Here is a 13,467-nt window from a genome sequence, read left to right on the forward strand (position 1 = left end):
AACAATCTAAGGCTCACATCTTAGTTTGCAGGTAGTTTTGCAGCCCAACACGGTCGATAAGCCCAAGTTGTTTTTCGAGCCAATACATATGGTCAGACTCTGTATCGTCGAGTAATACTTCAAGGATTTCACGTGTCTGGTAATCTTGCTTCTGCTCACACAGTGCAATCACTTTGCGCAAATCGTCCGCGACCTTGTATTCGTAGGCGAGATCATTACGTAGCATCTCTTCTACATCTTTACCTATGTTCAATGCCTCACGGGCGGCAACATTGGGTGTACCTTCGAGGAATAAAATGCGCTGCACTAATTTGGCTGCATGGGCTTTCTCATCATCTGACTCATGGGCGATACGCTCATAGAGTTCATTCAGGCCCCAATCTTCGTACATATGGGCATGGACAAAATACTGATCCATTGCCGAGAGTTCTCCCGTTAGGAGTCGATTTAACGCATCGATAACGTCTTTATCGCCTTTCATATCTTGCTCCTATTGGTCGCTAATTTGCGATTGTAGATAATTTTGAATACCGGTTAGCGTAATGAGCTCTTGCTGCGACTCGAGCCAATCTAAGTGCTCTTCTTCGTCTTCGAGAATATCTTCCAGCAGATCGCGGCTCACATAGTCCTGTTCGGCTTCACACAAGCTGATCGCATCACGCAGCAATGTAAGCTGCTCTTGCACCATGGCCAGATCGCAGTCGAGCATCTCTTGGCTATGTTCACCAATGCGAAGTTTTTCGAGTTGTTGCAGATTCGGCAGACCTTCCAAAAACAGCACTCGCTCGATGAGCTTATCGGCATGCTTCATATCTTGGATGGATTTTTTGTATTCGACGTGGTTTAACTTCTCTAAGCCCCAATGTTTAAACATGCGGGCATGGAGGAAATATTGATTGATGGCGGTCAACTCACAGGTAAGCACCCGATTCAGTTGCCCAACCACTTTAGGATGACCTTTCATAAGTTACTATCCTTGGTAAGCGTGAAAAGATTGATCTAAATCAAGCTTCTAGCCTAGTACAATTTATCGACCAACTCAAATTATCTTTATATTTCACTCACTTAATGATGAAAAGCATTCTCATTCCAGCTTAGATTAACTTGCTATCCCACTCTAATCCCAAGGATAAATCTCAAATGATTAACCCGTGTAAGAAAATACGAGGCAAAAAAATAGCCCCCTAAATCGGAGGCTATGATCGAATCAAGACTATTTAGATAATGCGGTCTTTCGTTAACTTTTCACGACGCGCTTCTTCAGCGGCCATACGACGTTTACGTTTGTCACAAGGGTCATCACAATCACACGCTTTTTCAATCCCTAGAACACCTAAACCGCCACAACTTCCTTCAACGGCTTTGCGCTTGATGAGATAACCAATCGACATGAGCAAAAAGAAGACTAACAAGATCACAAATGCCGCGATAAAAGAGGTCATGGTTTACTCCAAAAACTAAATAAGGAAAGGCTTGAAGGCGTCGCTGTAATAGACCTTAAATCCGTCGCCTTGCTTTTCGATTAGCATTATCGCCAAGTGTTCCTTCTTGGCAAGCTCCAATGATGCTTCTGTGCCCAAAACCATCATGGCCGTCGCAAAACCGTCGGCCGTCATACAATTTTGATGCAATACAGTCACGGATGCTAACTTATGATTTATCGGCAAACCAGTACGCGGATCGATTATATGCGTAAAACGTTGGCCGTCTTCTTCATAATAATTACGATAGTCACCAGAGGTCGCCATCGCCATAGTACCAGGTGCAATAACCTGCTGTACGGCTTCAGAGCCATCATTGGTCGGTTGCTCTATAGCAACACGCCAAGAGCTTCCATCACCTTTGGCACCTTTGATACTCAGTTCGCCACCGATTTCAACTAAATACCCTGTCGCGTGGTATTTATCAAGAATGGAAGCGATCTTATCAACCCCAAATCCCTTCGCGATTGATGATAAGTCTACATATAAATGGGTGTTGTGCTTACTTAGACGGTTACCTTCAATGGAAAGTTCACTAATCCCTGTTTTGGCTTTAGCCGCATCAATATCAGCCTGTGTCGGAACTTTCGTTGGACGCTTATCAGGTCCAAACCCCCACAGATTAACTAAAGGACCTAAGGTAATATCAAGTGCCTTATCCGTCACTTGATATAAACGTATTCCCTCTTGCACCACTTTTATGGTATCCGGTGAGACTTCAACGCTTTGCTCCAATGGCAATTGGTTGAAACGGGATAATTCTGAATTAGGCCGATAGGTCGACATCTGGTCATTGACCAGCTCAAGGGCTAAATCAATTTCCGCTTGAAGTAACTGCGCCGTCGGCATCTGCTCATTCGGGACGACTTTAATGTGATAAGTCGTGCCCATAGTGCTGCCGGCCAACGAAATGACTTCGTTTTGCTTTGAACAGGCTGAAACAAAAAAGGCCAGTCCCACGAGGACTAGCCAGTTAAATGAATGCTTTAGTGCTGAGGTATTGATCTTTAAGGTCTGAAACATAGTGACCTACTACTCTTATTTGGGCCCTTAAATGCAAAAGTTGCAGATGAAAGGTTAACCTCAACATCTGCAACTTTTCTATCTAGGACTAATGAACATTAGCCGCCGAAGTCATCCAACAGGATGTTTTCGTCTTCGACACCAAGATTTTTCAACATACCAATGACGGCAGCGTTCATCATTGGAGGTCCACACATGTAGAACTCACAATCTTCTGGAGCATCATGGTTTTTCAGATAGTTTTCATACAATACGTTATGAATAAAACCTGTGTAACCATCCCAGTTGTCCTCTGGTTGAGGATCTGAAAGTGCCACATGCCATACGAAGTTATCATTCTCAGCCGCTAGGCCGTCGAAATCTTCTACGTAGAACATTTCACGCTTAGAACGTGCACCGTACCAGAAGCTCATCTTACGTTTAGACTGAAGACGCTTCAGTTGGTCGAAGATATGTGAACGCATTGGCGCCATACCCGCACCACCGCCGATAAACACCATTTCTGCATCGGTATCTTTCGCGAAGAATTCACCGAATGGGCCAGAAATTGTCACTTTATCGCCAGCTTTTAAGCTCCAAATGTAAGATGACATCTTACCGCAAGGCAGTGTCAAGTTACGTGGTGGAGGCGTAGCAATACGCACGTTCAGCATAATAATGCCGAACTCTTCTGGGTAGTTAGCCATTGAGTATGCACGGATAGTTTCTTCATCAACCTTAGATTCAAGATTGAAGAAACCGAAGTGTTCCCAGTCGCCACGGTATTGTGCAGGTACATCAAAATCTGCATATTTAATATGATGAGCTGGTGCTTCGATTTGAATATAACCGCCAGCACGGAATGGTACAGACTCGCCATCAGGAATTTGCAGCTTCAGTTCTTTAATGAAAGTGGCTTTGTTATCGTTAGAGATAACTTCACATTCCCATTTCTTGATACCGAAGATTTCTTCGTCAAGCTCGATTTCCATATCGTTCTTAACGTTAACCTGACAAGAAAGACGACAACCTTTACGGGCATCACCTTTGCTGATGTGGTCAAGTTCCGTTGGCAAAATATCGCCGCCGCCAGACTTAATCACCACGCGACATTGGCCACATGAGCCACCGCCACCACACGCACTCGATACGAAGATACCGCTATTAGCCAAAACGCCTAACAACTTACCGCCCGCACCGGTTGTAATCGCTTTTTCAGGATCGTCATTAATGCCGATCGTGATGTCACCACTAGCCACTAACTTAGACTTAGCGAATAAAATCACTAATACCAAGATGAGGACGATAGCAGTAAACATACTCACACCGAGGTAAACCTCGAGCGGAGTAGATTTAAAAATACCAAGAATATCCATTAACTTATCCTTAGAAGGTCCAATTCAAGAAGCCGTTATGTGTCTCTTACAGAGACACACCTGAAAACGACATGAAACCTAAGGCCATCAAACCAGCGGTGATAAAGGTAATCCCTAAACCACGTAGGCCGTTAGGCACGTCGGCATACTTCAGCTTCTCACGGATACCGGCCATCAATACGATAGCTAATGCCCAACCCACTCCTGAGCCGAAACCAAACACCACACTCTCGCCCAGCTTGTAATCACGCTCAACCATGAATGATACCGCACCGAAAATTGCGCAGTTCACTGTGATCAAAGGTAAGAAAATACCTAATGCGTTGTACAAAGGTGGAAAGTACTTGTCCAGTGCCATTTCCAGAATTTGAACCAAAGCCGCAATCACACCGATAAAGGTAATGAATTTCAAGAAGCTTAAGTCAGCTTCAGGTGCGCCAGCCCAAGCAAGTGCACCAGGAGCTAGCAGCCCTTGATAGATAACTTGGTTTGCTGGGACAGAGATAGTTAACACTACAACTACCGCAATCCCTAGGCCCATGGCGGTAGTGACTTTCTTAGACACAGCCAAGAAAGTACACATACCTAGGAAGAAGGCCAGTGCCATGTTTTCAATGAAAACAGAGCGAATTAACAGGCTAATATAATGTTCCATCGCACTTACCCTTTTGCTTCAACTTGCTCTGGCTTATAGGTACGAATAATCCAAATCAAAACACCGATCAGGAAGAACGCACTCGGAGGCAGTAGTAGCAGACCGTTTGGTTGGTACCAGCCGCCATCAGAGATCTTGTGCAGGATTTCAACACCGAACAGAGAACCGTTACCAAACAGTTCACGTACGAAGCCAACAGCTAACAGAATCGCACCGTAACCTAAACCGTTACCGATACCATCCATAAAGCTCATCATTGGCGGTGTTTTCATCGCGTAGGCTTCGGCACGACCCATTACGATACAGTTCGTAATAATCAGACCGACGAATACCGACAGCTGCTTAGAGATCTGATAAGCATAAGCCTGCAGCAATTGGTCAACCACGATTACCAAAGAGGCAATAATGGTCATCTGTACGATAATACGCACACTGCTTGGAATATGATTACGGATCATTGAGATAAACAGGTTCGAGAACGCAGTTACCGCAGTTAACGCCAACGCCATTACCAGTGCAGTTTCGAGCTTGCTCGTTACCGCTAATGCACTACATACACCAAGTACTTGTAAAGCAATCGGGTTGTTGTTGACTATAGGTCCGGTCAGAACCTGTTTCAGTTCTTTAGCGTCAGACATTAGTTGAGACCTCCATTGCGTGCTTTTTCAATGAAACTCGCAAAACCTTCTTTACCCAACCAGAATGTCAGTGAATGTTGTACACCGTTACTCGTTAAGGTTGCGCCAGATAATGCATCTACACCGTACTCAGTGCTAGCAACAGTTGGGTTTTTCGTTACGCTGATAGCGAGTTTACCTTGCTCATCAAATAACTTTTTGCCATGCCATTTCGCTTTCCACTGAGCATTTTGCACTTCGCCACCTAAGCCCGGCGTTTCGCCGTGCTCGTAGTAGACTAAGCTTTGCACTGTGTTTAGGTCAGCATCCATAGCAAGGAAGGCATACATAGTAGACCATAGGCCATAACCATGGATTGGCAGAATGACACTGGTTAATTTACCTTGGCCGTCACGAACAAGATAAACCACAGCCTTATCAGCAACACGTTTCACTGAAGCGATGTCATTCTCAGGTACAAATGAGGTTTTCACATCACGAGACGCTTTACGTTGATCATAAGTGTCAGCATCAACACCCTCAACCCAAGCACCCGTTTTCAAATCGACCAGTTTAGCTTCGATGTGTTTGCCGTATGTATCCAGAATTTGCGCTTTGGTCACTTTGCCCGCTTTAGTATCGATAAGACCAGCGGCTTCCAGAATGTACTTTTGCTTATCAAGCAGTTTATTTTCTGCTTGAGTCGGTCTCAGTAACACTGCTGCAGTAGACACAAATATCGCACAAATTAGACACAGGCCAACGACGATAAATAAGGTTCTGCCGAACGAATCTTTATTACTAGCCACGGGCAATCCTCCGCTTGATATTTGCCTGAACCACGAAGTGGTCGAACAATGGCGCGAACAAGTTAGCAAACAAAATTGCTAACATCATGCCTTCAGGGAATGCAGGGTTAATCACGCGGATAAACACAGCCATTGCACCGATCAAGATACCGTATGCCCATTTAGCTTGATTAGTAAATGACGCTGACACTGGGTCTGTCGCCATGAACATCATGCCAAACGCAAAACCACCTAACACTAAGTGCCAGTACCAAGGCATTGCAAACATTGGATTAGTGTCGCTACCGACAACGTTAAGCAGCGTAGAAATGGCAATCATGCCCACCATTACACCGCCAACGATGCGCCATGAAGCGATACGCGTGTAGATGATGACCAAACCACCTAACAGAATCGCTAATGTAGACACTTCACCCACTGAACCTGGAATGAAACCGAAGAACGCATCCCACCAGTTTTGGTTAATGGCGTAATCTAAAGTGCCAGACGCCGCTTGGCTCAGTGCAGTTGCACCTGAGTAACCGTCAGCCACAACCCATGAGGTATCACCTGACATATTCAACGGATAAGCGAAGAACAAGAAGGCACGACCCGCTAGTGCTGGGTTTAAGAAGTTACGCCCTGTACCACCGAACACTTCTTTCGCCACGACCACACCGAAGGTAATACCCAGCGCCACCATCCATAATGGTATAGTTGCTGGCAGCGTTAAAGCGAACAGGATAGAGGTAACGAAGAAACCTTCGTTGACTTCATGACCACGGATAGAGGCGAACAGCACTTCCCAGATACCACCGACGGCAAAGGTCACCGCGTAGATAGGTAGGAAGAAACAGGCGCCATACCACATCAGCGCAGGCCAGCCAGAGTTTGCCGTCAGTTCGGTACCGAACATGCTGAACAAGCTCACTTGCCATACGTCAGGGGTAGCAAAACCAGCCACTAAAGCTAATTGAGCTTGTAAACCTACGTTGTACATACCCACGAACATCGCTGGGAAAGCACAAGCCCAAACCGTAATCATCATACGTTTTAGGTCGAGGTTATCGCGAACATGAGTTTTGCCCTTGTTCACTTTACCTGGGGTATAAAAAATCGTGTATGCCGCTTCGAATAGGGCATAAAACTTTTCGTATTTACCGCCTTTTTCAAAGTCGGGTTCAATACGTTCGAAAAAATCTTTCAAGCTCATTAGCCTTCCCTCTCGATCGTATCTAGACAGTCACGCAGATATGAACCGTAGTCATACTTGCCTGGACATACGAACGTACACAGTGCGAGATCTTCTTCATCTAACTCTAACGCGCCTAAAGTAGCAGCACCGTCAAAGTCACCTGAAATCAAGTCACGCAACAACATAGTAGGAAGAATGTCCAATGGCATTACACGCTCATAGTTACCAATTGGCACCATAGCGCGGTCTGAACCACCTGTACTGGTCGTCATGCTGAACAGACGAGAAGGAGCAAGATGTCCTAAGAATGCACGAGTGATAGAATATTTGTCTGAGCCTGGTAATACCCAGCCTAAAAATTCTTTCTCTGTACCTTCTTCTAACAGACTTACTTGAACATGGTAACGACCTAAATACCCTTGTGGGCCAACGGCTGTACGACCATTCAGAACAGAGCCTGAAATCAGACGAACATTGCCATCTAAGGCTTCACCTGCGGTTAATTCAGTCATGCTCGCGCCCACAACAGTGCGTACGAGTCTTGGCTTAGCCGCTTTAGGGCCTGCGATCGCAATAACACGTTCGGTATTGAGTTCACCCGTCGTAAATAGCTGACCAATTGCTATTACATCTTGGTAACCAATATGCCAAACGGTACGTTTTGCAGAGGCAGACAATAAGAAGTGAATGTGAGTACCGACTAATCCTGCAGGGTGCACACCGGCAAATTCTTCAACTTGGGCATTTGCGGCAGGAATATCAGCGCCAGGCGCTTTACAAAGGTAAACTTTACCGTCAGTAAGTCTTGCTAAGACCTTAAGACCATTAGCAAAATCTTCTTTATGCTCACGGATCACCACAACGGGATCAGCGGCAAGAGGTTGAGTATCTATTGCGGTTACAAAAATACCAGCAGCAGAAGAGTCTACAGCAGGAACTTTGCTAAAAGGACGAGTACGCAAAGCAGTCCATAAACCTGATTCAATCAGATTGTCACGGACTAACTGCGAGTCGAGCGTATCGAGTGCAGTGGCATCATATTTAGCAAAGGCAACGCTGTCGTTTCCTTCCACTTCAATGACAACAGACTGCAGAACACGCTGGGCGCCCCGGTTAATGTCTAATATAGTACCACTGGCTAAAGCCGTATATTTAACGCCTAAATTCTTCTTATCTTCAAAAAGAACTTGGCCTTTTTGTACTTTATCGCCCACTTTGATCTTCATCGTTGGACGTAAGCCAATATACTCTTCACCCAAAGTAGCTACATGTTTAATGGCTGGGCCATTATGGATAACTTGCTCTGGTCCGCCTGCTATAGGCAGTTCCAATCCTTTCTTAATTGTAATCATATCCACAAGCACTACGTTTGAAGGAAAGACAATGCGCCGCGTTCCTGCTAAATACTTAGGTTTTAAACAAAACCTACTGCATTGAGCTAGCGCAGATTTATCACAGAAATGCGATCGCAATCACGCTGGTCGCGCGCATTTTACCCCAATTGACTTGGCATCGCCACGAAAATTATAGGTGATTTCAAACCTAAAATACGGATTGAAAAGAATCATGCGCTACGGCGTTCGCCTTCCGACCTAGTGACTGATCAGAAAGAGAGAATATTACGGCCACTGGGTACTATAGCATTAATAATTAAAGATTTAATTTAGCAAAAAGTCGAAACGTCCACTAAACGCAGCCGAAATCGATCTTATTTGTTTCAATTGATTTAAATTCAAACAAAATAAAACTCAATTTAAAAGCGCCATTGATAACCTAAATAGCTAATACGTCCATTTTCCGATCGAATTCCGCTATTTGATGCTGTCGTAACTAATGTCTCATCTAAGAGATTTTCTACCCTAAAATAAATCTCATGGTGGCGATCAAAATGATAATTCGCCGCTAAATCTACCCGCCATTGTACTGCGATAGGCTGTAATTCAGCGCCAAATTGGCCCATTTCCCGCTCGGATTGATAAAAGACATTTGCATTCAATTCATATTCGGCATATTTCATTCCAGCACTAAAATGCAATTGCTGCTCAGGTAACCAAGCCACTCTATCACCAGCCACAACGCAACCTTGGATTTCGTTACAGCTATTGGTTTGATATTCCGAATTCGAATATTGATAATTTAAGACTAATGGTAACTGTACACTACCGATATCCCACTGGTAGCCAAGATTCAGCTCAACTCCTTTGGTCAGTACATCCACAACATTGCCTTGAACCCACAAACGACTGTCGGCGCATTGGGTATACGCATCACAATTCACATGAAGATTATCAAAATCTTGGACATAAGTTTTGATGCCTCCAGTAAAACGCTCACTGGCATATTGGGCACTGACTTGATATTGCAATGATACTTGCGCCTCTTGCTCAAGATTCCCCGCACTTGCGGCGGTCCATGAGCGGCGAATATCCGTACTAAAGCGCCAATCTCCAGCATCATATAAAACACCGAGTTGTGGCATCCAATCGCTGTCGGAGAAATCAGCCGCATCCAGTCCTACATAAGCTAAATCGACCTTGCGATTGACGCTCACTTGTTCATAGGCAAGCGCGAGCTTTATCTGTAATTCGTCCCAATTAAACAAAGAATCGATTGCCGAAGTAAATGCTGTTGCATCGTCGGTATAGGCCAATAATGCATTCGGTGCATCACTCACTAAACTCAAGTTCTGCTGCCATAGACTCTGTTGATCGCCAAGGTGCATCTCGGCTTTATCCGTATGATAACGGGCGCTATAGATAATTTGATGGGCACCATACTGATTCACTGATTCAGTTTGTGCCCCAAAGGAGCTGAAATCATTGTCTTGCTGTAAAGAAGCCAGTTCGACGCCATCGACTGTCGGCTGACGTTCAAATGCGGCCAACGCAGCAAGACTCTGGGCATCGAGCATTTGCCCATCAAATTGATTGAGTTGGTTTAATTGCTGCGAATAAGACTGGTAGTAAAAGTCTGTGGTGACCTTATGCCCACCATTGAGGGTAACTTGGTGAGACAGTTGGTACTTATGATGTCGCCCCTGATGTTTATCCGCCGCAGTGGCCGAATACAAACTCATAGGATCTTGTTGCCAATCGGCCTGTGTTAACCCAAGCTGAGAGCGATAACTATCATCATCGAGAAACTGGTAAGTAAACTCAGTCACCTGTGGACTTCTGGCGCCGAGTAAACTCGCGGCGTTGATTTTAAATAAGATGTCTGTCGTTTGGTGGTCTGTGTCTTGACCATTGAGCAAGTGATCTGCGCCGCTATTATCTGCATAATTAACCGCGAGTATCATGCCATACTCTTTTTGCTTCACTCCCCAATTCATATCGACACTGTAGTCTGAATCGGTATTGCCCTCGAGAGTCGCCTTACTATTCTCGGTCTGCTCAGCAACAGGTAAGGTTTGATAACTCACCACCCCAAACGCACCTTGCCCACCGACAGCCATATTTGCCATCGGGGCGGCAGTAACACTCTGTTGTTGCAGCAGATTAGGTAAGAGTTGTAATTGCGGTGCAGAATAAGGCGCAGGTGAGAAATACACTCTATCTTGTAATACCGCAATACCTTGAGTCGCGCTACGCATGCTGATGCTCGCGGGATTTCCACTCAGATCCGCAGGCAAAACCGTCAAAGCCGTCAATTGACCTAACGCTAAACGATTAGACGTTGAATGAAATGTGTCATTGAGCTTGTTCAATTCAAGCATTTGACTGTGAAGATCATCGGCGAACGTTGTGCTAGAACAGGCAAGAGATACAGAAATTGCACAAAGTGATACAGTGAAGTAACGACTAGGCATACCAAGCTCCCAAAAACTTTGTTAGCGTACGGTGTTTTTGTTGTTAACTTGTAAAATAGCTGAGTTTACTTGAAAAAAAAAGCGACTCTCGTCGCTTTCTCTTATTTACTTCAGGAAACTGAATTTACTAAAGAAGCACTCTCATACTATAAGAGTGCGAACAATTACAGGTTACCTAGAATTTCATCGCTTAATTTTAGATCGTCATTACGATTAACACTTACGCCTGCAGCAATAATATTACGGGCGATATCTTGTGCTTGCTCTAATGAATGCATCTCATACGTACCACATTGGTATTCGTTCAGCTCAGGGATTTCAGACTGCTCAACCACTTTAAGCACATCTTCCATCGCGGCTAACCACGCATCGGCCACTTGGCGCTCTGTGGGTTCACCAATCAAACTCATATAAAAACCGGTACGACATCCCATTGGCGAAATATCAATGATCTCAACATCGCTGCCATTTAAATGGTCACGCATAAAACCCGCGAACAAATGCTCTAGAGTATGAATACCACGCTCACTGAGGATCTCTTTATTCGGTGCGCAAAAACGTAAATCAAATACCGTAATGGCATCGCCCTTTGGCGTGCTCATATGCTTAGCGATACGAACCGCAGGGGCATTCATCCGAGTATGGTCGACGGTAAAGCTATCAAGTAATGGCATAGGGATCTCCAAATTCTCAGGGCGACATCAACGCCACTGTAACTGTCTATTTATGGCTTGCAAGCATAACACCAAATGAATTACGCCGATAACAAGATAATCTAAGATGAAATCATCTCATATAAATCAGATGCTAATGTGACAGTTTGCAGTAAAAAACCATCATTTAGTGTTGACGCTGTTGACTGTAAGCATCCTCAGATATTTTATGGTACTGGCGCACACCTTGCTCATACGTGTGATAGGCATCGTATACCTTTCGCATTAAGGGATCTTGATTCGCTTGGTCTTCAATCACTTGTTTGGAGATTTTCTCAAGCTCCAACAACACGTTCGGTGGAAACGCTTTAAGTTCCACACCTTCGCCCTTCACTAACGTTTCAAGGGCGGTCACGTTACGGGTCGTGTATTCATCGAGCATATCTTGGTTAATGGCTCTCGCAGCAACTCTGACTATGGCCTGTAAATCCTCAGGTAAACTCTCGAATGCAGCGGTATTAATCAAGAATTCCATATTTGAACCTGGCTCATGCCAACCAGGGTAATAGTAGTACTTAGCCACTTTATGTAAACCGAAGGCAAGATCATTCACTGGCCCTACCCACTCTGCGGCATCAATCGCCCCCGTTTGCAATGCACCATAAAGTTCACGCCCCGCCATATTTACAGGTACAGCACCAACGCGTTTCAACACTTCACCACCTAAGCCCGGCATGCGGACCTTCAATCCCTTAAAATCAGCAATAGTATTGATGGGTTTATTAAACCAGCCACCCATTTGCATCCCAGTATTGCCTCCCGCGAGGGGAATAATACCAAAGGGTTGATACACATCAGTCCACAGCTCCATACCACCGCCATAGTGAAGCCAGCCATTTATTTCCTGCGCGGTCATACCAAAGGGGATCGATGAAAAAAACTGCGCTGCGGGCGCTTTTCCTCTCCAGTAGAAAGAAGCGGAGTGGGCCATTTGAATTTTACCCTGACTCACACCATCAAATACGGCAAAAGCGGGCATCAACTCACCCGCACCATAAACGCTAATCTTTAACCGACCGTTAGACATTTCATCGACTAAATGCGCAAAACGCTCAGGAGCCATGCCTAAACCGGGGAAGTTTTTCGGCCAAGAGGTTGCAAGACGCCATTCAATAGCAGGTAAAGCGTGGGGAACATCAGTTGCGGCATGGGAAGCGGCTACGCTTTGCGCATCACTGGAGACGGGGTTACAACCGCTCAGTCCCATCAGCAGCACTGAGATAAACAAACTCCCTAACTTACGCATTTTTAATAGTCTCCCTGATGTCAAACGAGCGCATGGATCCAACTGACATGGAAATACACTCAGGATGGGTATCGACAATCACATCGCCCAACCTCTTAAAATAAAACATATTGTTAACACAGAAACTAAGGTAGGGAAACTAGAAACTAAGGTCGGCAAATCCAAAAACGGTCTTAAGTTGGCCTAAAACAAAAAGCCACTCTATGAAGAGTGGCCTTGAAATCTAAGCTAAACAGTATTATTGAGCGATTAATTAACCGCGACAATTTGGCGTATTAGGTACTTGTGCATTCGCATCCCACTCATTTTGAGTGAAAGTGTGAATAGACAAAGCATGCACGCCATTGGCTAACTCATGGGCTAAGTGAGTGTTGACCAATCGATGACGGGCTAATAAACGTAAGCCATCAAACTGCTCGCTCACCAGCACAACTTTAAAGTGGGTTTCTGAATTCGGTGGTACATGGTGACGATTACTTTCGTTAATCACTTCTAAATGGGTCGGCGAAAAGCATTCGGTTAATTTCTGCGAAATAGTGTTAGCCACAGTGCCCTGCACATGAGTATTGGACATATTCGAGTCTCA

At 45.0% G+C, this 13,467-nt stretch carries 14 protein-coding genes; all 14 read right to left on the bottom strand.

The window, feature by feature from the left end:
* Positions 1-13 precede the first annotated feature (13 nt).
* The 14 genes from bfr (L5M18_RS02345) to L5M18_RS02410 all read right to left on the bottom strand — a co-directional run bounded on the left by bfr (L5M18_RS02345) (position 14) and on the right by L5M18_RS02410 (position 13,455).
* Positions 14-481 carry a bacterioferritin gene (bfr, locus tag L5M18_RS02345; RefSeq protein ID WP_011918791.1) on the bottom strand — a complete coding sequence of 156 codons (468 nt, stop codon included), beginning with the start codon at positions 479-481 and terminating at the stop codon, positions 14-16.
* A gap of 9 nt (positions 482-490) precedes the next feature.
* On the bottom strand, positions 491-964 hold the full coding sequence (gene bfr / locus L5M18_RS02350) for a bacterioferritin (protein WP_006080475.1): 474 nt from the start codon (positions 962-964) through the stop codon (positions 491-493).
* 253 nt (positions 965-1,217) lie between these two features.
* Complete coding sequence (nqrM, locus tag L5M18_RS02355; RefSeq protein ID WP_105250019.1) at positions 1,218-1,442, bottom strand: (Na+)-NQR maturation NqrM; 225 nt, start codon at positions 1,440-1,442, stop codon at positions 1,218-1,220.
* 15 nt (positions 1,443-1,457) lie between these two features.
* Positions 1,458-2,504, bottom strand: a complete 1,047-nt coding sequence (locus tag L5M18_RS02360; protein ID WP_131523870.1) for an FAD:protein FMN transferase — start codon at positions 2,502-2,504, stop codon at positions 1,458-1,460.
* A 98-nt stretch (positions 2,505-2,602) separates the two neighbouring features.
* The gene (gene nqrF / locus L5M18_RS02365) at positions 2,603-3,859 is read right to left on the bottom strand and encodes an NADH:ubiquinone reductase (Na(+)-transporting) subunit F (protein ID WP_028761565.1); all 1,257 of its coding nucleotides are present in this window, start codon (positions 3,857-3,859) and stop codon (positions 2,603-2,605) included.
* A gap of 46 nt (positions 3,860-3,905) precedes the next feature.
* Complete coding sequence (gene nqrE, locus L5M18_RS02370) at positions 3,906-4,514, bottom strand: NADH:ubiquinone reductase (Na(+)-transporting) subunit E (RefSeq protein ID WP_006080469.1); 609 nt, start codon at positions 4,512-4,514, stop codon at positions 3,906-3,908.
* Positions 4,515-4,519: 5 nt separating this feature from the next.
* Positions 4,520-5,152, bottom strand: coding sequence for an NADH:ubiquinone reductase (Na(+)-transporting) subunit D (locus tag L5M18_RS02375; protein ID WP_006080467.1), 633 nt, complete (start codon positions 5,150-5,152; stop codon positions 4,520-4,522).
* Positions 5,152-5,940, bottom strand: a complete 789-nt coding sequence (locus L5M18_RS02380; RefSeq protein WP_028761566.1) for a Na(+)-translocating NADH-quinone reductase subunit C — start codon at positions 5,938-5,940, stop codon at positions 5,152-5,154. Before L5M18_RS02380 ends, L5M18_RS02375 begins: the two co-directional genes overlap by 1 nt.
* The gene (locus tag L5M18_RS02385; RefSeq protein ID WP_105250021.1) at positions 5,933-7,132 is read right to left on the bottom strand and encodes an NADH:ubiquinone reductase (Na(+)-transporting) subunit B; all 1,200 of its coding nucleotides are present in this window, start codon (positions 7,130-7,132) and stop codon (positions 5,933-5,935) included. Before L5M18_RS02385 ends, L5M18_RS02380 begins: the two co-directional genes overlap by 8 nt.
* Positions 7,132-8,466, bottom strand: coding sequence for a Na(+)-translocating NADH-quinone reductase subunit A (locus tag L5M18_RS02390; protein WP_028761568.1), 1,335 nt, complete (start codon positions 8,464-8,466; stop codon positions 7,132-7,134). The genes L5M18_RS02385 and L5M18_RS02390 overlap by 1 nt, the downstream gene beginning before the upstream one ends.
* Positions 8,467-8,867: 401 nt before the next feature.
* Entirely contained in the window at positions 8,868-10,922 is a 2,055-nt protein-coding gene (locus tag L5M18_RS02395; protein ID WP_263195851.1) for a TonB-dependent receptor domain-containing protein, read from the bottom strand.
* 164 nt (positions 10,923-11,086) lie between these two features.
* Positions 11,087-11,596, bottom strand: coding sequence for an S-ribosylhomocysteine lyase (gene luxS / locus L5M18_RS02400; RefSeq protein ID WP_028761570.1), 510 nt, complete (start codon positions 11,594-11,596; stop codon positions 11,087-11,089).
* A 166-nt stretch (positions 11,597-11,762) separates the two neighbouring features.
* Positions 11,763-12,881 (bottom strand): TRAP transporter substrate-binding protein, encoded by a 1,119-nt coding sequence (locus L5M18_RS02405; RefSeq protein ID WP_263195852.1) that lies wholly within the window; start codon positions 12,879-12,881, stop codon positions 11,763-11,765.
* A 253-nt stretch (positions 12,882-13,134) separates the two neighbouring features.
* Positions 13,135-13,455 (bottom strand): BolA family protein, encoded by a 321-nt coding sequence (locus tag L5M18_RS02410; protein WP_028761572.1) that lies wholly within the window; start codon positions 13,453-13,455, stop codon positions 13,135-13,137.
* Between the last annotated feature and the right edge of the window lie 12 nt (positions 13,456-13,467).

Source organism: Shewanella sp. SM20 (genome assembly GCF_025654545.1).
Lineage (GTDB): Bacteria > Pseudomonadota > Gammaproteobacteria > Enterobacterales > Shewanellaceae > Shewanella > Shewanella oncorhynchi.

Excerpts from the sequence above, each read along its gene's own strand:
- nqrM (WP_105250019.1), bottom strand. The coding sequence starts at position 1,442 with ATGACCTCTTTTATCGCGGCATTTGTGATCTTGTTAGTCTTCTTTTTG.
- L5M18_RS02375 (WP_006080467.1), bottom strand. The coding sequence starts at position 5,152 with ATGTCTGACGCTAAAGAACTGAAACAGGTTCTGACCGGACCTATAGTC.
- bfr (WP_011918791.1), bottom strand. The coding sequence starts at position 481 with ATGAAAGGCGATAAAGACGTTATCGATGCGTTAAATCGACTCCTAACG.
- L5M18_RS02405 (WP_263195852.1), bottom strand. The coding sequence starts at position 12,881 with ATGCGTAAGTTAGGGAGTTTGTTTATCTCAGTGCTGCTGATGGGACTG.
- L5M18_RS02360 (WP_131523870.1), bottom strand. The coding sequence starts at position 2,504 with ATGTTTCAGACCTTAAAGATCAATACCTCAGCACTAAAGCATTCATTT.
- L5M18_RS02410 (WP_028761572.1), bottom strand. The coding sequence starts at position 13,455 with ATGTCCAATACTCATGTGCAGGGCACTGTGGCTAACACTATTTCGCAG.
- L5M18_RS02390 (WP_028761568.1), bottom strand. The coding sequence starts at position 8,466 with ATGATTACAATTAAGAAAGGATTGGAACTGCCTATAGCAGGCGGACCA.
- nqrE (WP_006080469.1), bottom strand. The coding sequence starts at position 4,514 with ATGGAACATTATATTAGCCTGTTAATTCGCTCTGTTTTCATTGAAAAC.
- L5M18_RS02385 (WP_105250021.1), bottom strand. The coding sequence starts at position 7,132 with ATGAGCTTGAAAGATTTTTTCGAACGTATTGAACCCGACTTTGAAAAA.
- bfr (WP_006080475.1), bottom strand. The coding sequence starts at position 964 with ATGAAAGGTCATCCTAAAGTGGTTGGGCAACTGAATCGGGTGCTTACC.
- L5M18_RS02395 (WP_263195851.1), bottom strand. The coding sequence starts at position 10,922 with ATGCCTAGTCGTTACTTCACTGTATCACTTTGTGCAATTTCTGTATCT.
- nqrF (WP_028761565.1), bottom strand. The coding sequence starts at position 3,859 with ATGGATATTCTTGGTATTTTTAAATCTACTCCGCTCGAGGTTTACCTC.
- luxS (WP_028761570.1), bottom strand. The coding sequence starts at position 11,596 with ATGCCATTACTTGATAGCTTTACCGTCGACCATACTCGGATGAATGCC.